This is a genomic window from Streptococcus sp. Z554, assembly GCF_053010305.1.
Window position 1 is genome coordinate 295928 of record NZ_JBRKNV010000001.1, and the last position, 17109, is coordinate 313036.

The window sequence follows — 17109 nt, forward strand, 5'->3', positions numbered from 1 at the left end:
CTTGTAGGATAATACTGATGTTTCTAGCTCTTTTTCTATAGAAAATGCTATAATGGAGCTAAGAAATTGTTTTATTGAATGTTAAATAGGGGGAACAGTCATGTTCACTAGTATTGTTTTAGCTTTTTATGCTCTTTTCTTTCTATCCTTGTCCTTTACTATCTATCTCTATATCAGACTTGTAGTTGCGGTCAGACAAGAGAAAGATGTCCCAAAATGGATCTATAAACTTGGTCATGCTGTTCAAGGAAGAATTCACGTTGACTATGAAGAAATCACTGATGCCAATGCCATTAAAGAGATTCATTGGTTCTTTCTAATCTATCTAATCGTAAATCTATTGGTATTGGCTGGCTTCTACTATCATGGTAATAGCTTTCCTCAAGCCATTTATGAATGTTTGAAAAAACAATTTTTTATCGTACTTGTTAGTATGGTTTTAAAAAGTATTGGCAAATTTGTTGTACTGGCTATAAGCAAAAACTTTCAAAACAGTCATGCCTATGCATCAACCAACGCTTTTATCGGAACAGCTTTTTTAACGAGTTATGTTTTTATGTTTTGCGTGATGATGAGTGGCCTTCCAGCTCAACCTGTTCCATTAACCATTCAAGATACTACTGTCATTATCGGTGAGAGCAAGGCTTCCGAGCTTTTAGACCAAGGCTTTAGCTTCGAAGATAAAAGTCCAGAGACTTCCATCACCAATCCCAAAAACGACCACTTCTACTACGGACAACTTCTTGAAGTCAAGCGAGACAATCAGTCTTATGGCTTTATGATCCTTACTCCCACAGGTAAAGATACTGATCAGCTCAAAAACTGCGTCATCACCTATTACAGAACACCTAAGGATAACAAGCAACTAGAAAAAATTTCCATCAATCATGTAAAGCTAGCAAATCTCAAGCTCCAAGATTTTCAAACACGAAAATTAATCGATATTTTTGAAGTCAATCCAGCTGATTATAACGTCTCTGATAAGGATAACAACTTTATCCTAACCATTCAAACAGCAGATTACGACCTCTGGAAAAGATACCGTATTGAATCCAAATTCAATTCAGATGGTTCGATTGATAGCTATGGAGTCAGAGCCCAGCATAGCATGTGGGAATGATGGAGTGTTAGTTTTAGTCATTAGTAAGCATATAATCAAATAGATGAGCGTTTAGGCTCTCCTACTTGATCTTATGCTTTTTCATTTTCTCTTGGAAAATGTCTGTAAGAATTTGGCGTAATTCTTGAGCTTCTTTTTCTGGCAGCTGGCCTTCTTGTTCAGCAACAGCGTACAATTCCGGATACTCAAGAGAGATCCTCTTAATCGTGCGTGTAATCGCATGTTTTCTAACAAAAAATGGAATTCGTTTAATCATATCTTGAGGAATTAAAGCGATAATCTTATCGGCAGTTTCCTTATCGTTAAGCTTAGAGAAAGTTAAGCCCTTTTTAATCATTTCTTGTTCTTGTTTCATAAAATCTTGTAATTCCATATGTCTACTCCTCATCTTCAGTGACTTCCCAAACCTCTGCTTGGTAAGGATCTCCATCTTCATCGTATCGATTGATATAACCAATAAATCGTTCATTATTTCTTGGTCTCTGCTGGTTTCCTTTGATAACCCAAACAGCCCATACCCCTATTAGGAATAAGACTATCAGTCCAAACAATACATCCATAATGTCTACTCCCTTAAAATTGAACCCACTTATCATTATCCATAATAAATGGCTTCGCTAAACCTTCACCTGTATAGTTTTCGTATTTTGTATCTAGATATTTGTAACAATCTTCCTTGGTCGCAAATTTGATGGCTTGATAAGGCTCCTCAAAGGTTAACTTTTCAACAAAGAGATAGCCGTCCTCGCTCGGCACAAGTATGCCGACATGGCCAATAAAGAGGGATTGCCCATCCAAGTCATCATGGACTACTACGGAGAGCATCCTTGCATTTTCATTAAACTTGAATTGAGAAAGAAATTGTTCCATCTTTGCAGCATGAACTTTGACATCTGTCGTTGCTTCGGTCTTGACTCTTGAGAATAAAATATCAAAAGCATCCTTGTCTTCTGCACCAAAGACCTTTCCTTTATCAATGGCATCATTATCGACAAACAAGAGGGAATCATCTTTCTCTAACTTAGGGATTTCGATAGAATTTTTCAATAAACAATAACTGTTAATACGGCAGTTGGTACCAACAAAATCACCTTTTTTGGGTGTCCATAGATTGCTTATCTTTTCAACATCATAGTTTGTTTTGGTAAATGTAGAAAAATCTCCAGTTAAACCTACTGAACCAACAGTGGCGTTATAATCATTTACAAGGTTGAAAAATGCATTGACACTATCTTTATCTAAATATGCTGCCAAGGCTTTTCGAACTTCTTCTTCACTAGGTTTACTGTTCAAATTGCTATAAGTGGCTTTCCAAGAAACCTGATTGGACTGTGATTGACTGGCTGAAGTTTCAGTAGTTCCATTAGATGTCTTTTGAACTTGACTACATGCCATTAAGCTTAAAAGAAGCATTGAGCTAAGCCCAATAGATGCTAATTTTTTTATTTTCATAGGTTTTCCTTTGTAAAGTTTAAAAATCTTATTCTCTCGGTTGAGAATAGACTTCGATATGCTGCCCTAGCACTTTGATTTCTACTGGTAGGTCATCAGATTTGTCACCATCAACATCCGTTTCTAATGCAGCATCTGATGAAATTTTTATGTGGCGAGCTTTTATGTACTCGATGTGATCATTTTCTACAACATCACCTTTTAATAAATCAGGGATAACTGACAATTTAGTAAGGATTGAGGCATCTTTTAAAATCAAAATATTAGCATAACCATCCTTGTCTTCATCAAAGATTTTTTTGTCAGCGAAATAATTTGTAAGGAGAATCAAGACATGACTGGCAGGGCCAATATAATTTCCATTTTCTGTCTCAACTCTAATGTTGAACGCTTGATCTGTAACGACAGACTTCATGGTGTTAATCGCATAGGCGAACATACCAAACTTTGTTTTATCTTCTATCCCAACATTATGGATGGCTTCTGGCAGTGAACCAATACTAAAAATATAACCAAAATAATTTCCGTTAGATTTGCCAATGTCGATCTTATTCGTAGAACTAAAATCAAGCTCGTCAATGGCTCCATCAATATCCTGATTGATTTCTAATAGTTTGGTAATAAGATTCCCAGTTCCTCCTGGGATAATCGCAAGTTTGGGAATGTAGTCTTTTTCAGCGATACCAGAGATAACTTCATTGACAGTCCCATCCCCACCAAAAACAAGAACAGCATCATATCGTTCACGAGAAGCTTCTGCTGCAAAGTTTGTCGCATCAAGAGCTTTCTCAGTGATTCTGGTCTCAACATGCTCAAAATGTTCTAAAGCTTTATTCTCGAGTTTGACTTTATAATCCAAGGCTTTTTCGCCACCAGATGTTGGATTAATAATCACCATTATTTTATTCATATATCATTCTCCTTACGACCTAACTATAAAAAATTAAGCTTCAATATAGCTTTTTTAATACTATGCCATTATATAACTAATTTCTTAAAACTAAAAATTGAAGGTCCTGAGTTTAAATAGATTGATCTCTTACCTAATATTGCTTTAATATTAATTCTTAAAGTTCTTAAGTTTTCAATGTTAAAAATCATCAAGAATAGAATGCTTGCTACTAGTATCCTTTGACACCCCGTCTTGAGAGAACTTATTAAATCTAGTTAAAAAGGACGTTTATAGTAGTTCTACTTTTATTCCTTGACTCTTAAAAATATCCTTAACTTGTTCAAAATTACTAGTCATAATTGTCGCTTTCTTCAGATTTGGAAACTGTTGCAGTTCTTTAAGACTAACTTTATTTAGATCGAAACTATCATCTTCACCGTCCCACTGAGGTATCAGATTCATATAAATCTCGTTACCTCCATCCATATCGATTTCTTGAACTTGTTCAGCATATTTCTTAGGTATAGGAAGATTTATCAAATAATCAAGTGCTGGCTGAATAATCTCCATACTTTCTGTGTCGATATTCGACTCACTGACTTCCTCTGCAAAGTCAAAAATATTAAAAACAGGTTTCAAAACCTCTAAATCATACATCAAAACCTGGATAATGGCTAGTTTAAAAGTTATATTGTCAAAGTGAAGCACTTCTTCATCAGTTGTATTTAACTTGTAACTTTCCCGTTCACGTTTTATCTCTGGAAAGAAGGAAATAGAAAGTGTGTCTGTGATAGTCTCTGTAATTCCATTAAAATTAGTACCATAAGGAGTCCATAAAATAAGGTTAAAATCCCCTACTCTATGCCTATCAGAAAAGAAATAAGGAGATTTTCCATCTGATAATACCACAGCTTGACATGGCTGCTTTGGCAATTCTTTCTCTCCGGTCATAGATTTTACAACATCGCCATAGTAGAGAAAAACTGTAGAAATCAAATGTTCCTCATCAATGTATGTTTTAGATTTTTTTAAATGATTTTTAATCGAGAAAGAATGTTCAAATACAATACCAATATTGTCATAAATGTATTTAATAAACTTATTATCTCTTTTGGCAATCTGATCAGGCTTCCCCAATACAGCTTCAATATCTTTCAAGGACAAAGGAAAAGATAAACTGGTTCCGTTAATAATCATTGAATTGTTGTGGAGATTGATTTCAAGTTTTTTGTGTGTTGCTTTCTTAAAAAATTTAAACATATTACTACCTTTTCTTAAGTTTCTTCCAGATAAATCTTGACCGCTTGGTATTTCTGATCTTTTGCATAGGCAAATACTTCTGAATTTCTAATGTAGTCAAAAATATTTTCCTCTAAATCTTCATCCCAGGTCGATTCACTAAAGATTTGATTATCTTGACTAGCTTCATAGAAAATATCAAGGTGAACTTGATAAAACTCTTCATCCTCATTAGGGACTTGCCTTACTAAGGATAGTTGAAACAATGGCTTATCAGATATGCTTGTAAATGTCCCTACTTCAAACAAAATCATTTCATCATCAATTGGCTCACGACACAAGTCTTCAAAGATTGCGACCATATCCTCCAATGACATCTTATCAGTGATTCTTTCTCTTAAAAATTCAAGTGATTGTTTCATATTTTTCCTCTTTCTAGATGAATTTTCGTTCTTGGAAAAATCCTATTAAAAAATAGAATTCCTATACCCTCATTATACTACATTAACAGAAAAAAAGACTGAACCAGACGGTTTTCACCTTGGTTTCAGTCTAGTTTTTTTATAATCGGTCTTGCCTCTGTAAGGAGGTCTATCTCAAAATTAATTCCCTGTAAAAGGGTTATTAAATACATATGCTAGGAAGCTATGGAAATCATAAAATCTCCTAAGAACTAACCTGGCTCATCTTTTAATCTAACTTGATAGTTTCAGATAGGATAATTGCCCCAGTACCACTGACATCAAAAAATCCCACATCATGTTTTAAGGCTAACATGAGCATTGTATTATAGGCTGTTTCGGCTTGTGACCATGCAAATCCTGCATAGATAAGATTCTTACCAATACTATAGTCAGTAAAACGACTTTCCAGCTCTTGGTCATTCTCTAAAGCATCATCCATATCAAAGTCACCATTCATAGGAGGAAATAGTTTTATCATGTCCAGAAACCAACTTTTTAGTTTGCTTGAACTAACTTCAATTGAATCATAATCGTGGTCTTCCTTCCACTCCACTTGCTCCTCATACCAATCTAAAAATTCAGCTTTACTAGCTGGTGCGATTGATTTCTCAAATACTACTAAATCATAAGACATAGCTATACCTTTCTCTTTTATTATCATTACGCATATTTTCTCAATATCCTATACAGCTTCTCTCAGCTATGCAAACTTTCAATCATGATTAAAACCAGAGATTGGGGATTGATTTCAAAGCCATCAGCAGTAATTCTGTCATTAAAATACTTGACCGCTTGATCATGATCAAGAAAGCGATTGCTACTAAGATACTGTTCAATCTCATCCAAGAGAAAAGCACTTTCTTTTAAAGATTTATCTTCAAAACCATTCGCATAATGGATGCTCTTCATCATTCGTTTGAGCTTAGTTTTAGGATAGCATTCTTTAAGTTTATCCCTTAAAGAAAGAACAAGATCCTCAAAGGATTGACTATCTATATCATCATCTAACAAACCTGATATTATATTTTTTTCGTACATATCTTCGATTAGTTCTTTCAAAGCCTGTTTCAGGACAATATTGCTTTCTTCAGAATTTGGTGTCATATAAAATTCTTTACCCATTATCTTTCTCACTAAATATATTAAAAATTATGATTTCCCACAAAAGTATTTCAGTAAACTTTTTAAAAGCAAGCATTTTCAATTTGCAGCTCACCTTCTTCAGAAATTCTCATGAGCGACTTCTTCAAGATAGTCATCCAGATGATGGTAGATTCGCATATCTTCTTCTGAACCATCTTGCAAAACTGCAAATACCTTCACTTTCTCATCATTGACAAATACGAAATTATGTTCACCAAAATAAGCCTGATAACCCTTGTCAACTAAGGTCCAAAGATCATCTTTTTTTAAACCAAAAATATCTTTTTTTACAAGATAGGTTTTCCCGATTTCCATTTTCATGATAGATATTTCTCCTTAAGAAGCTAGATAGGGCTAGATGTTTCCCTTTACTGTTCAAGCCGTCTACGCAAGCAGTGGCATACACTCAAAAGGAAATTTGAGTGACTATTGCATATCCTCCATCGCTTCTTTAATATATCCTTCTACATCTTCAATCTCTACAAACAGCGGGTCTAAGTGGCATAAGAAGTGCCAATCTTGGACGCCTTTTTTTCTGTAGACAATCGCTTCGCCGTCTTCACTTCCGAAAAAGCTTCTGTCGACTTCATATCCTTTGCTTTCTAAGAATGCTTTTGCCTTGCGGAAGTTTGCTTCTCTGGCTTTGACATAGGCTTTCACTTCATCGTTGTTAACGACATAGGCATCGATTTTTGTAGCGCCTTCGATTACTTTATCATTTTTAAGGGACAGATTCGAAATTACTTTCCAAATAATGTCCACATTTTCTTCGGGTTCAAACGAAAATCTAGATAAAGGGACAATATTTCCATTGAAGACAATTTCCATATAATCCGGTAGATTTTTTGGATTAAAATACTCCATTTCAAACCCGTCTTCTATTTCTAAAGTATATCCAGGGATTTGAGCTACAAAGGCTTTCCCCTCCTCTAAAGAATCAAACACGACTAAATCTTTAGAAAAATCATTTTGGTACAATTCCAATATAACCATCTATCATCCTCAAATCTTAACTGTTTCTATTAATTCTGATCATTTTTACGTTATTACTCATTCTCAGGTGGTACTACTGTTGAAAAATAAAAGTAAGACATTAAATTTTGTCAATCTCCTGCTTAAACTTTAATTTAAGTATTTTATTATAACCTTCATAAGAACGATCTCTTGTTACCACTTCACCTGGATATTTCTCTTCTAGAAGTTCATAAATTTCAATTGGTCTAATCCCTTCTTCCGCCAAATTTTGAAGGAATGGACTGCATAGCCTCATCTCACCTTTACTCGATTGTTTTAATAAAATTCCATATATAGGAATCATAGTTAATAGATTATGGGTACTCTTTTTCATAACATTTATCTCCCCCATAAATTCAGATTGATTGGCAAGTCTACTTAACAAAATGATGCTGAACATAGCTTGACTTAATTTTATGAAAAGAGGCCAGTAACAAACTTAAGCCCAGCCTCTTAGATAATCATTTTTCTTTGTAGCAAATAATGTATGCTTTGATGAAATCACTACCCACGACAATAGTTAACGGAACACTCAAAACAACTTCATCAGTTTTGCCATTCTCATACTCTTGTCTTTCTTCAGGATAGTATAGGTACATAGCTATTGAATAGGTGTTTCCAGCCTCCAAGTCAAGATCCATACTGATATTTTCTGATTTGATATTGATTGTTTTGTTCAATCGAGTCTCAGTCGTTTTATAAACGCCCTCGATTGTATATCTCCCTGGAACTAAAGCAACTACCCTTTCTAGGTTTTCTCCAGTTATTGGATTAAAGTCAGCAAGATTCCGTCCATTAATTTTAGCTTTTGAACAGTATAAATGAACAATAGCTTTATCATTATTATCACTAACAAAGCTAACAGCTTTTTTCTTTCTATTGTTATATACAATCATAAATCCAACAAAAAGCAAGAGCCAAAGGACAAGAAAAAATACAATAATATAAGTTGAGTTCATCATATATCTCCTATATTTTCTTTACTTTTTAACTACATTATAGCACCAATCATTGAACAAAGCAAAAAGATATACTAAATGCAAGTAATTGTTTTGGTTCTTCTCTTTCAACTCCTTTTTGTCACTTTTAAATAGCTCTTTTCAGAAGCATTTTTATTTATATTAAGTAAACGAGAACACTAGAATAAATCTTTTATCAATAATTTTTATAAAGCGCTTGCTCATGACCTTACGTCATGATGTATAATATATATTAGGAGGTGAGAATGATGGCAAAACTCAGAGCAATCCCAGAAGGGTTTATGACAGTTGGGGAAGTTGCCAAGAAAATGGGAGTTACAGTCCGAACTCTACAATACTACGATAAAGAAGAATTGCTTTCCCCGTCTGCAGAAAGTGAGGGAGGACGTAGGCTTTATACCGATAAAGATCTAGTTATGCTTCATCAGATTATATCCTTGAAATCACTTGGTTTTTCTCTTAAGGACATAAAGGGACGTTTGAACTCTTTGAAAACTCCAGCTGAAGTTGCAAATGCTCTTACAGAACAAGCAGATGATATTCGCCAAAAAATAGAACAGCTTCAGGCATCATTGTCAGAAATAGAGCAGTTAAAAGTTGAAGTTTTACAAATACAGACAGTTGACTTTAAGAAGTATGCAGATATTATTGTCAATTTACAAATGAAGAATGAATCTTACTCTCTGATTAAACGTTTTGATGATGATACGCTGGACCACATACGCGGTCGATTTGACAAGAAAAGCGGAGTAGACTTTATGGACAGATTTAATCGCCTAAGTGATGAGATTATGCTACTCCAAAAAGAAAAGGTGCCAGCTGAAAGCGAAAAATGCCAACAAGTTGTACAAGAATACTGGAGCTTGATCATGGAGTTTACAAATGGAGATATGACTATGCTTCCGAAGTTGATGGAAGTCGGTAATATTGATACCGCCACTAACGCTTGGGAAGAAAAACAAAAGATCGTTAATGATTATTTAGAACCAGCTTTGCAAGTTTATTTTTCAAGACTTGGAACCAATCCCTTTGAGGAGGTGAAACCATGAAAAACGCAATAGAGGTTCGTGAACTAATTAAAAATTACGGCTGTCATAAGATCTTAAAAGGTCTTAATTTTCAAATCGTAAAAGGAGAAATTTTCGCTTTGCTCGGTGCGAATGGAGCTGGGAAAACAACAACACTTGAATGTATCGAAGGTCTGAGAAAATATGATGGAGGTACTATTGTTGTAAACGGCAAAATGGGAATTCAATTACAGTCATCTTCTTTGCCAGCCCATATCAAACCTATGGAAGCGATAAAGCTCTTTGCGAAATGGAACAATTCAATAATTGATGGTACCATACTTGACAGTCTTGGAATAAAAGAACTTGAAAAATTGCAATACAGTCAATTATCCACAGGCCAAAAAAGACGTTTACATCTTGCTCTAGCGCTCATAGATAATCCGGATATTATTTTTCTTGACGAACCGACAGCGGGACTTGATGTTGAAGGAAGATTATCCCTCCACGAACAAATCCGAAAGCTCAAATCACAGGGAAAGACAATCGTCTTGGCAAGTCACGATATGGCAGAGGTAGAAACTTTATGTAATCGTATTGCAATTTTGAATAGGGGAAAGATTGTTTTCTGTGGAACTCCTTCAGAACTGACAGATAAGGTAGGTAGAAAATATTTTATTCAAATCAAGACCCCTGAAGGTATCAAGTCTTATGAATCGGATAATATCGAGGACAGTCTAATTTCATTACTAACAGAATTAAAAGAGAAAAAAATTCATGTGTTGGATATTAAGGTAGATCGTGGCAACTTGGAAGAGCATTTCATCAAAATGGCAAGGAGGGAAACAAAATGAATGGTTTTTTATATAGCCTAACATTACAGTGGAAATTAGATATACGAAGCAAATCTCTCTTGGTTACTTTCTATATTGTACCGCTTGTTTTCTTTCTTATCATGGGTGGTATTTTTACTTCCGTTATGCCTGGAATGGGAAGCACACTCATACAGTCTATGATAGTCATGAGTGTTTCAATGGGCGCCTTTCTTGGCTTGCCACCTTCATTGGTTGAAATTTATGGAAGCGACATTAAAAAAATCTATAATGCAAATGGTGTGCCTATTTATTTAGGATTGGTAACCATGGTTCTCTCGGCCTTTGTCCATTTGATGATGACCTGCATTGTGATCCTGCTACTTGCCCCTATTTTATTTAAAGCAAGTCTACCGACTCAACTTCCGTTTTTCTTACTTTCACTCACCATCTATATCATTGTGTCATTGAGTATTGGAAGTATTCTTGGACTAACTTTAAAAAATCAGGCAAAGCTGACCATGTTAGCTCAACTTGTATTTTTACCTTCAATTATGCTTTCGGGGATTATGTTTCCAATTAGTTTGCTACCTGATTTTCTTCAAGTAATAGGCCATGTTTTTCCCGCTTATTGGGGATACCGTTTGATGTTAGATAAAGGGCTTCGGCTTGAAAATCTATGGTACTTGATTCTGCTATCTTGTATAGCAGTAATGATAGGTATCTTACTACTGAATAAGCAAAAGTCTGAGTAAGTAGTTGAATAAAGCAAAATGGATTAATTACGCCATTAATTTAATAGTAAAAATCGACGAGATTTATTTGTTATCTCGTCGATTTGCTGTATTTCAGTGGTCAAGCTCATGAATTGGTTAAGTTAGTTTCTTCCTTTTCTTCTCACAAGGTGATAACTCTTTACCCTAGTATTTGCTCGATTTCCTTAATCTTATCTTCAGAGTTGGATATTGACTAGTTAGTATCTGTTATGATATTGAAACTTCTTCCTCCCATCGTCTGAGCACATCTTTTAAAGTCTCATCTAGATAGGTATAGGCCTTGTCCTTAATCCACTCAGGAATTCCGTAAGCTGCCTCTGCGATACTTCCTGTGATGGCAGCAAGAGTATCACTATCACCGCCAAGAGAGATGGCATTTCGAATTGCATCTTCAAAATCTGTACTTTCAAGAAATGCAATGATGGCTTGAGGCACCGTATCCTGACAGGTTTCATTGAAACGATAATGTGGACGAATTTCATCTAGTGATTGAGAAAGATTATAGCCATACTCTTGCTCTATGTGTTCCTTGATAAGCCTCTTACACTCCGCAGGGTTGTCGTTGATCGGTTTTCCGTAGTCGCCACTGTAACCTCCAAAATAATACCGACACATAAAGATTGCATCAGACGTCGCCATAGCTCCTTTGACCCCCTCTGGATGGTTATGAGTCACTTCTGCAGAAAGTCGTGCAAGAGCTCTTCTGGACGGCCAGGCTCCCGTTCGTGCACAGAAACTACAATCCATGGCCCAGGCACATGGAGAAACTCGCATGGCTGAGCCATTGCCAAAGCTATTATAAGGTTCTCGATCGTCGCCATCAATCCAATTACCAAATCTAGCACCGTAACCTGCATCAGGATACATCCTACCGTACTTCTTCATGGCATCAATGAAGTCATCTTTCTGACCGCCATTCATGATTGCTTCTGCAACTGCGCAAGTCATAACAGTATCATCTGTGAAAAAGCAGTCATCCCTAAATAAGGGAAAGTCTTTCGTTTTAATGTTGTCCCATTCATATACTGACCCAACAATGTCTCCAACTATTGCTCCTAGCATCAGATTCCTCCTTGTGTAATACGTGTGAGACTTTCAACTATAGTTTAAAAATTTTCTATTAACGAAGTTTGGACTATTTATAATTTTCTATCTAATAGAAATAAAGTTCAATGACTTATTTGATTCCACTTTCTATTACACTTAAAATGGAAGTACACCAGCCATCAGACCTTGAGCAATAAAACTACTATTATTTTGAAAGTCTGAAAAATAAGTATCACTAATAAAATTGTATAGTTTATCAATTGGTCTATTGTACCAATCCTTGTATACATAGTCCATCTTATAAATCAGCAAGGGCTGTCCATCTTGACTATAGCCCTTAAAAGTTATCGAGAATGAATCTCTATAACCAATAACTTTATCCATCTTATTTGAATTCTTTCCCACTCTATATTGTTCAAAATCAATAAGACGTGTATAGTTCATTAGTTTGGACAAGTATTTTTCTGACAGTTTCTGACTATGTTCAAAAGAGAGTCTTCCAGTAACCCCAGACTCTTGGTAAGATAATTCAGAGTTCATAAGATTACACTTAAAATACCCAATAATTTCACAACCACAATAAATAATAAATTCAATTTTTGAAAAATATTCCTTAGTCCAAATCATCTTTTATCTCCACATCTAGCTATCTACACTGTAAAATTTTTTCCTGCAAATCTTTCAAACTTTCTAAAGGTACATAATATTTATCAAGTATGACCAACTTCTGAAATTACAACTTCTTCTTAATACACTTTATTTTATTATTGACTAACTAAGATCACACGAGTAATATCACATACTTAACTTAATAAAAATTGTTATGTATTAAACCAAACTGACAAATCATCATCAGATACAAAATACTTCCAAGCAACTGTAAATCCATAAAGTTCTTTATATTTTTCAATCCATTCCACATAGTATGGAAGTCCAACTGGAGTTTCAGAGACTTCCTGTTCTAGATAAGAATATGGATGAGCCACAATACCTAGATCAATATTATCTATTTGCCAATTATAACCCTCTTTATGTTCACCTCCTAAATTATCTATTAATCTTGCACTTCTTAAATCAATATCTGAGCAGATTGTCAACGATTTAAACTTTTCAAAATCTGGATTGAGAGGTTTTATGTAATAAGAAGCCTCCACATAGTATTCATCATCATTATTTGGATAATGTGAACCAATGGAAATTTTTATGGGGGAACCATTAAGCTCTAACCAAAAGTTTCCGATTGGTGTTTTAAGGATATCATAAGCTTGCTTGGAATTTACTCCATCTTTAGCTCCTGATAAATCGCAGATAACACCTTCACTTAATAGACTATTTTGCGTTTCTAAAATCTTTTCGTTTCTAATAGATAATTTTCGTTCTACTTTTTTTATTTTTTCAAGAGGAAATGGCGGTTTATTCGCTTGTCTTTTGAAAACTTCAGTAACTTGTGCCTCTTTTAGATGAGATTTTTTCCCAACAGGAACTTCTATCCAATCATATTTCTCTATTGACTCATCAGGACAATAATACACATATTCTTTGTCACTTGGAAAGAATCGAACATTACAAAAATTCAATTCTTTACTTGGTTTCCATAACAACTCTGGTTCTAGGGGTCTTTTTTTAAAATAGTGTGATTCATCTCTATCCCAAAAATCTTTATACATCCATATATTACAATAGGGGCAAAAATACTCATCATAATCGTCCAAATAGCATTGATTAGCACCACATGTCTTGCATATAGAATCTTCATCAATAAAACCCTCAAGTTCAACACCATTGATATAAAGAGCATAATCATCTTCTGGTTCATAAACAGTTGTCTCAACGGAATGTGGTAAACAACTCAACCAATCATCAAGTGGCAAAGAATAGATACTATAAATAGTAACTTCATCCCACCTTTCTTTTAGAGATTTACCATCATAAATTTTTGCTTCAAAAAGTTCATCGGCAGTCTGAAATCTTCTACCATCAGGTAAGTCACATAGACCCGCCCAATATGGCAAGGGATTATGTTCTGAATAACCAATATACCGAAACTCTGTTATAGGATCACTTTCAAACGAGAAGCAAGTTTCGTCTATATTCTTTCCAGCCTTAAATTCCTGAAGTAGATAATCTATATGTAATCTTTGAATATCATTCCCAATTGAAGTTTTAGAGCTATAAGGAATACCCAATTTGTAATCAGTTACCTTAAATGAAAAATAGCCATCTAACAGATGAAAATGAAGGTAATTGTCTTCAAAGTATAGAGCATGAAGCCACCATTTAGATAATCCGCCCATATCTTTCATGAGGAAATCACTAACACCTTCACACTTTAAATCCCAAACTAATGAAGAAGAGTTTGTAAAATCACTTGAGGTTTTATCCTCTTCAATTGTTAGATATAAAAATTGCTTTTCACTATTGAAACTGAAAGAGCTAATGATACAGTCAGTAAAATTATTTACTTTTTTTAAATAATCCAAAAGTTCACTTACTTCTGTTAAATAATGTATTCTTTTAGTCCACATTATCTTCTCCATTTTATTAAAGTAATGATGGAGAGACGCATTTATTCCCATTAACTTCTTATCTTTGGTAACAAAAACATCCCCACAGTGTCTATGGAAATAGAACCCATCTCAAATAAGTTATCAAACCTAGTAAAAAGTACTTGTGGTTACTTTAATACTTCCCGACTAAACGAGAAAAGGTCTTACCTACAAGGCTTTTCTTAACCCTTTTCGTTACAAGTTTTTTACTTTTTTACGAGCAAAGATACACACTCGACGTGATGCGTTTGAGGAAACAAATCCACCGGCTGTACTTCCTTCAATTCATAGCCTAATTCTTGATAGAGTTTGATATCACGCGCCATGGTGGCGACATTACAGGAGATATAGGCAATGCGGTCAGCTCCTGTTTGAGCGCTTGCTTTGATAAAGCTTTCGGTCAAGCCCTTGCGTGGTGGGTCGACCAAGATGGCGGTTGGTTGGATACCTTTCTTGAGCCAATTCTTCATAGCATTTTCAGCTGTGTCACAGACATAGTGGACATTGCTAATGCCATTTAAGCTTGCATTCTTCTGGCTATTTTCTACTGCTTCTGGGATAACTTCGACACCATAAACTTCCTTGACATGTTTAGCGACAGATAAGCCAATGGTCCCGATTCCTGAATAGGCATCGATCACCACATCGTCTTCTCTTAACTCCGCAAAGTCAATGGCTATCTGATAGAGTTTCTCTGCCATTTCGGTATTGACCTGGTAAAAGGCTGGGCCCGATATTTGGAAATCATTTCCCAACATTTTGTCCGTAATGTAATCTTGACCATAGAGAACCCGCCATTCTTTCCCAAAAATGGCATTGGTGTTCTGGTCATTGATATTTTGCATGACAGACACAATCTCTGGAAATTGCTTGGTCAGCTGTTCAATCAACTGTTCAACTCGAAAAATTTTAGGACGAGTTGTCACCAAAATAACCATGATTTGCCCTGAATGATGACCACGACGAACTACAAGGTTACGAATCAAGCCAGACTGTTCCTTCTCATCATAGGGCTTGAGGTCGAAACGACGAAGCAAATCTCTTAAGGCTACAATAACTTGGTCAATCACTGGATCTTGGATATAAAAATCTTCAAGCGGCATGAGGTCGTGAGAATTCTTACGGAAAAAGCCAGTTTCCAGAACACCATTAACACGACGAACAGGAACTTGAGCCTTGTTACGATACTTAATAGGATGTTCCATGCCAAGTGTATCAGCAACCTCAATATCCGTGATTCCTGCAATCTTATAAAGGCTGTCTTTTACTTGCTTGGTTTTAAACTTGAGTTGCTCTGGATAAGCTAGATGTCCCAAGTCAGCAATACCTGAACGCAGGTAAGCCAAATCTAAGTCTTGATTACGATGTGGAGATTGTGTCAGGTATTCCTCGACTTTACCAAAGCCAATCTTTTTATTGACTTTAAGGATACGCATAAGGATTTTCTCAGTCGGAAGAGCATTCTCTACAAAAAAGACCAAGCCATCTACCTTGGCAACACCCGCTCCTTCATGTGTCAAATCGACAATCTCTACTTCAACAATATCATTTTTCTTTAACATATGTTTCACTTTCTATGAGCCGACAAAAAAAGACGGCAACAATCCTGTTACCATCTATTATACCATGAATTGACCTAAGCACCAAAACTCTTGAAGAAATCAAGGATGGCTTGCCAAATTGAGCTGAGGATATTTCCACCGTCTTGAATCGCTTTATTGGCATCAAAATTAAGGTCGATATTGTTGAAACTATCACCAGCTTGCGCAACAATACTTTGTTTCAAATCTTTTAGCGTCTTTGTAAAGTCTTCGTTATTAAGAATATCGCTCTTTGAAAGATTGAAAGCGAAGTTGATGATGACATTCACTTGATTACCTGTAATAACCTGATCTAGTTTATAGTTCTTTAAAGTATCCTCAACAATCTTACGAACATCATCTTCTGTAAGTTCACCCTTAGACTCTTTAGCCTTAGCAATAGCAGCCTTGATATCAGCAAGGGCTACGTTCAGTTTATTGGCATCATAGCCTGATTTGTCCTTGTTTTCATCATTGATATCTGATAAGGCTTTTAGCTCTTCCTGAGCCAAGTCTTTATTTTCTTGTGGAAGTTGGACACCATTGGACTCAAGAGAATAGTAAATACCTGCTAGGGCACTTTCACCAGTAACTGGGATTGGTGCCGCAACGGTGATACGTGCGTGCTCCACACCCAAGGTAACAGCCGCATTACGGTACATATCTTGCGTCACTTTAGTGATGTTTTCAGGTGTTTCAATCTTTACCTCAAGTGGAGACTTTTCACCTAGTTTTTGAATTTTTGCTGATGAATAAAGTTGAAGACTTGAATCGTTGGCTACATTCATAATCTTTGAGTAGACATCTGGTGTCATCGTCTTCAAATCTTTAGTATCTTTAGAGGCATCATAGCCAAGTTTTTTCAGTGTTTGATTTTTTTGATCTTCTGTTAGTGAAGAACCCAAGACGTACTCAGGTTGAACATAAGTTTCATCAATTACTTTTTGAACATCAGTAGCTGCCTGGGCGCTTTGCAGTGTTGCAACTGCTAAAAGTACTGCAGCGCTAGTCAGAAAGAATTTCTTTCGCATGAGACG

Annotated in this window: 21 protein-coding genes; 4 read left to right on the top strand and 17 right to left on the bottom strand. The window is 35.5% G+C overall.

The window, feature by feature from the left end:
- The first annotated feature begins 100 nt into the window (after positions 1 to 100).
- On the top strand, positions 101 to 1120 hold the full coding sequence (locus ACVC7R_RS01545; protein ID WP_447263227.1) for a hypothetical protein: 1020 nt from the start codon (positions 101 to 103) through the stop codon (positions 1118 to 1120).
- Positions 1121 to 1181: 61 nt separating this feature from the next.
- Here ACVC7R_RS01545 and ACVC7R_RS01550 read toward each other — a convergent pair whose 3' ends face one another.
- The 12 genes from ACVC7R_RS01550 to ACVC7R_RS01605 all read right to left on the bottom strand — a co-directional run bounded on the left by ACVC7R_RS01550 (position 1182) and on the right by ACVC7R_RS01605 (position 8283).
- Positions 1182 to 1493, bottom strand: a complete 312-nt coding sequence (locus ACVC7R_RS01550) for a hypothetical protein (RefSeq protein WP_447263228.1) — start codon at positions 1491 to 1493, stop codon at positions 1182 to 1184.
- 4 nt (positions 1494 to 1497) lie between these two features.
- On the bottom strand, positions 1498 to 1680 hold the full coding sequence (locus tag ACVC7R_RS01555; RefSeq protein ID WP_447263229.1) for a hypothetical protein: 183 nt from the start codon (positions 1678 to 1680) through the stop codon (positions 1498 to 1500).
- Between the two features lie 13 nt (positions 1681 to 1693).
- Positions 1694 to 2572: a DUF4300 family protein gene (locus ACVC7R_RS01560; RefSeq protein WP_447263230.1), complete on the bottom strand. Its 879-nt coding sequence runs from the start codon at positions 2570 to 2572 to the stop codon at positions 1694 to 1696.
- Positions 2573 to 2600: 28 nt separating this feature from the next.
- Positions 2601 to 3482, bottom strand: coding sequence for a diacylglycerol/lipid kinase family protein (locus ACVC7R_RS01565; RefSeq protein WP_447263231.1), 882 nt, complete (start codon positions 3480 to 3482; stop codon positions 2601 to 2603).
- Between the two features lie 270 nt (positions 3483 to 3752).
- Entirely contained in the window at positions 3753 to 4724 is a 972-nt protein-coding gene (locus ACVC7R_RS01570) for a DUF6892 domain-containing protein (RefSeq protein ID WP_447263232.1), read from the bottom strand.
- Between the two features lie 14 nt (positions 4725 to 4738).
- The gene (locus ACVC7R_RS01575; protein WP_447263233.1) at positions 4739 to 5125 is read right to left on the bottom strand and encodes a hypothetical protein; all 387 of its coding nucleotides are present in this window, start codon (positions 5123 to 5125) and stop codon (positions 4739 to 4741) included.
- Positions 5126 to 5393: 268 nt separating this feature from the next.
- Positions 5394 to 5801, bottom strand: coding sequence for a hypothetical protein (locus ACVC7R_RS01580; protein ID WP_447263234.1), 408 nt, complete (start codon positions 5799 to 5801; stop codon positions 5394 to 5396).
- Positions 5802 to 5863: 62 nt separating this feature from the next.
- A complete protein-coding gene (locus tag ACVC7R_RS01585; protein ID WP_447263235.1) occupies positions 5864 to 6289 on the bottom strand; it encodes a hypothetical protein in 426 nt (141 codons plus the stop codon).
- A gap of 99 nt (positions 6290 to 6388) precedes the next feature.
- Positions 6389 to 6631, bottom strand: a complete 243-nt coding sequence (locus ACVC7R_RS01590; protein ID WP_447263236.1) for a phosphohydrolase — start codon at positions 6629 to 6631, stop codon at positions 6389 to 6391.
- Positions 6632 to 6736: 105 nt separating this feature from the next.
- On the bottom strand, positions 6737 to 7303 hold the full coding sequence (locus ACVC7R_RS01595; RefSeq protein WP_447263237.1) for a hypothetical protein: 567 nt from the start codon (positions 7301 to 7303) through the stop codon (positions 6737 to 6739).
- Positions 7304 to 7403: 100 nt separating this feature from the next.
- Positions 7404 to 7658: a hypothetical protein gene (locus tag ACVC7R_RS01600; protein ID WP_447263238.1), complete on the bottom strand. Its 255-nt coding sequence runs from the start codon at positions 7656 to 7658 to the stop codon at positions 7404 to 7406.
- A 127-nt stretch (positions 7659 to 7785) separates the two neighbouring features.
- The gene (locus tag ACVC7R_RS01605; RefSeq protein ID WP_447263239.1) at positions 7786 to 8283 is read right to left on the bottom strand and encodes a hypothetical protein; all 498 of its coding nucleotides are present in this window, start codon (positions 8281 to 8283) and stop codon (positions 7786 to 7788) included.
- A gap of 269 nt (positions 8284 to 8552) precedes the next feature.
- On the opposite strand from ACVC7R_RS01605, the gene ACVC7R_RS01610 reads away from it, so the two are divergent.
- From ACVC7R_RS01610 to ACVC7R_RS01620, 3 genes are read left to right on the top strand one after another with little or no spacing between them, the layout of a single operon-like run.
- Positions 8553 to 9353 carry a MerR family transcriptional regulator gene (locus ACVC7R_RS01610; RefSeq protein WP_447263240.1) on the top strand — a complete coding sequence of 267 codons (801 nt, stop codon included), beginning with the start codon at positions 8553 to 8555 and terminating at the stop codon, positions 9351 to 9353.
- Entirely contained in the window at positions 9350 to 10165 is an 816-nt protein-coding gene (locus tag ACVC7R_RS01615) for an ABC transporter ATP-binding protein (RefSeq protein ID WP_447263241.1), read from the top strand. Before ACVC7R_RS01610 ends, ACVC7R_RS01615 begins: the two co-directional genes overlap by 4 nt.
- On the top strand, positions 10162 to 10878 hold the full coding sequence (locus ACVC7R_RS01620) for an ABC transporter permease (protein ID WP_447263242.1): 717 nt from the start codon (positions 10162 to 10164) through the stop codon (positions 10876 to 10878). The genes ACVC7R_RS01615 and ACVC7R_RS01620 overlap by 4 nt, the downstream gene beginning before the upstream one ends.
- A 228-nt stretch (positions 10879 to 11106) precedes the next feature.
- On the opposite strand, the gene ACVC7R_RS01625 is transcribed toward ACVC7R_RS01620, so the two are convergent.
- The 5 genes from ACVC7R_RS01625 to ACVC7R_RS01645 all read right to left on the bottom strand — a co-directional run bounded on the left by ACVC7R_RS01625 (position 11107) and on the right by ACVC7R_RS01645 (position 17103).
- On the bottom strand, positions 11107 to 11961 hold the full coding sequence (locus ACVC7R_RS01625) for an ADP-ribosylglycohydrolase family protein (protein ID WP_447263243.1): 855 nt from the start codon (positions 11959 to 11961) through the stop codon (positions 11107 to 11109).
- Positions 11962 to 12102: 141 nt separating this feature from the next.
- Entirely contained in the window at positions 12103 to 12573 is a 471-nt protein-coding gene (locus ACVC7R_RS01630; RefSeq protein ID WP_447263244.1) for a hypothetical protein, read from the bottom strand.
- 194 nt (positions 12574 to 12767) lie between these two features.
- Positions 12768 to 14471, bottom strand: a complete 1704-nt coding sequence (locus tag ACVC7R_RS01635) for a hypothetical protein (RefSeq protein WP_447263245.1) — start codon at positions 14469 to 14471, stop codon at positions 12768 to 12770.
- A 227-nt stretch (positions 14472 to 14698) separates the two neighbouring features.
- Positions 14699 to 16054, bottom strand: a complete 1356-nt coding sequence (gene rlmD / locus ACVC7R_RS01640; protein WP_447263246.1) for a 23S rRNA (uracil(1939)-C(5))-methyltransferase RlmD — start codon at positions 16052 to 16054, stop codon at positions 14699 to 14701.
- 74 nt (positions 16055 to 16128) lie between these two features.
- Positions 16129 to 17103: a DUF1002 domain-containing protein gene (locus tag ACVC7R_RS01645; RefSeq protein ID WP_447263247.1), complete on the bottom strand. Its 975-nt coding sequence runs from the start codon at positions 17101 to 17103 to the stop codon at positions 16129 to 16131.
- Between the last annotated feature and the right edge of the window lie 6 nt (positions 17104 to 17109).

Bases quoted from the DNA above. Each gene is read 5' to 3' on its own strand.
- ACVC7R_RS01545 (WP_447263227.1), top strand. From the start codon at position 101: ATGTTCACTAGTATTGTTTTAGCTTTTTATGCTCTTTTCTTTCTATCC.
- ACVC7R_RS01550 (WP_447263228.1), bottom strand. From the start codon at position 1,493: ATGGAATTACAAGATTTTATGAAACAAGAACAAGAAATGATTAAAAAG.
- ACVC7R_RS01555 (WP_447263229.1), bottom strand. From the start codon at position 1,680: ATGGATGTATTGTTTGGACTGATAGTCTTATTCCTAATAGGGGTATGG.
- ACVC7R_RS01560 (WP_447263230.1), bottom strand. From the start codon at position 2,572: ATGAAAATAAAAAAATTAGCATCTATTGGGCTTAGCTCAATGCTTCTT.
- ACVC7R_RS01565 (WP_447263231.1), bottom strand. From the start codon at position 3,482: ATGAATAAAATAATGGTGATTATTAATCCAACATCTGGTGGCGAAAAA.
- ACVC7R_RS01570 (WP_447263232.1), bottom strand. From the start codon at position 4,724: ATGTTTAAATTTTTTAAGAAAGCAACACACAAAAAACTTGAAATCAAT.
- ACVC7R_RS01575 (WP_447263233.1), bottom strand. From the start codon at position 5,125: ATGAAACAATCACTTGAATTTTTAAGAGAAAGAATCACTGATAAGATG.
- ACVC7R_RS01580 (WP_447263234.1), bottom strand. From the start codon at position 5,801: ATGTCTTATGATTTAGTAGTATTTGAGAAATCAATCGCACCAGCTAGT.
- ACVC7R_RS01585 (WP_447263235.1), bottom strand. From the start codon at position 6,289: ATGGGTAAAGAATTTTATATGACACCAAATTCTGAAGAAAGCAATATT.
- ACVC7R_RS01590 (WP_447263236.1), bottom strand. From the start codon at position 6,631: ATGAAAATGGAAATCGGGAAAACCTATCTTGTAAAAAAAGATATTTTT.
- ACVC7R_RS01595 (WP_447263237.1), bottom strand. From the start codon at position 7,303: ATGGTTATATTGGAATTGTACCAAAATGATTTTTCTAAAGATTTAGTC.
- ACVC7R_RS01600 (WP_447263238.1), bottom strand. From the start codon at position 7,658: ATGAAAAAGAGTACCCATAATCTATTAACTATGATTCCTATATATGGA.
- ACVC7R_RS01605 (WP_447263239.1), bottom strand. From the start codon at position 8,283: ATGAACTCAACTTATATTATTGTATTTTTTCTTGTCCTTTGGCTCTTG.
- ACVC7R_RS01610 (WP_447263240.1), top strand. From the start codon at position 8,553: ATGGCAAAACTCAGAGCAATCCCAGAAGGGTTTATGACAGTTGGGGAA.
- ACVC7R_RS01615 (WP_447263241.1), top strand. From the start codon at position 9,350: ATGAAAAACGCAATAGAGGTTCGTGAACTAATTAAAAATTACGGCTGT.
- ACVC7R_RS01620 (WP_447263242.1), top strand. From the start codon at position 10,162: ATGAATGGTTTTTTATATAGCCTAACATTACAGTGGAAATTAGATATA.
- ACVC7R_RS01625 (WP_447263243.1), bottom strand. From the start codon at position 11,961: ATGCTAGGAGCAATAGTTGGAGACATTGTTGGGTCAGTATATGAATGG.
- ACVC7R_RS01630 (WP_447263244.1), bottom strand. From the start codon at position 12,573: ATGATTTGGACTAAGGAATATTTTTCAAAAATTGAATTTATTATTTAT.
- ACVC7R_RS01635 (WP_447263245.1), bottom strand. From the start codon at position 14,471: ATGTGGACTAAAAGAATACATTATTTAACAGAAGTAAGTGAACTTTTG.
- rlmD (WP_447263246.1), bottom strand. From the start codon at position 16,054: ATGTTAAAGAAAAATGATATTGTTGAAGTAGAGATTGTCGATTTGACA.
- ACVC7R_RS01645 (WP_447263247.1), bottom strand. From the start codon at position 17,103: ATGCGAAAGAAATTCTTTCTGACTAGCGCTGCAGTACTTTTAGCAGTT.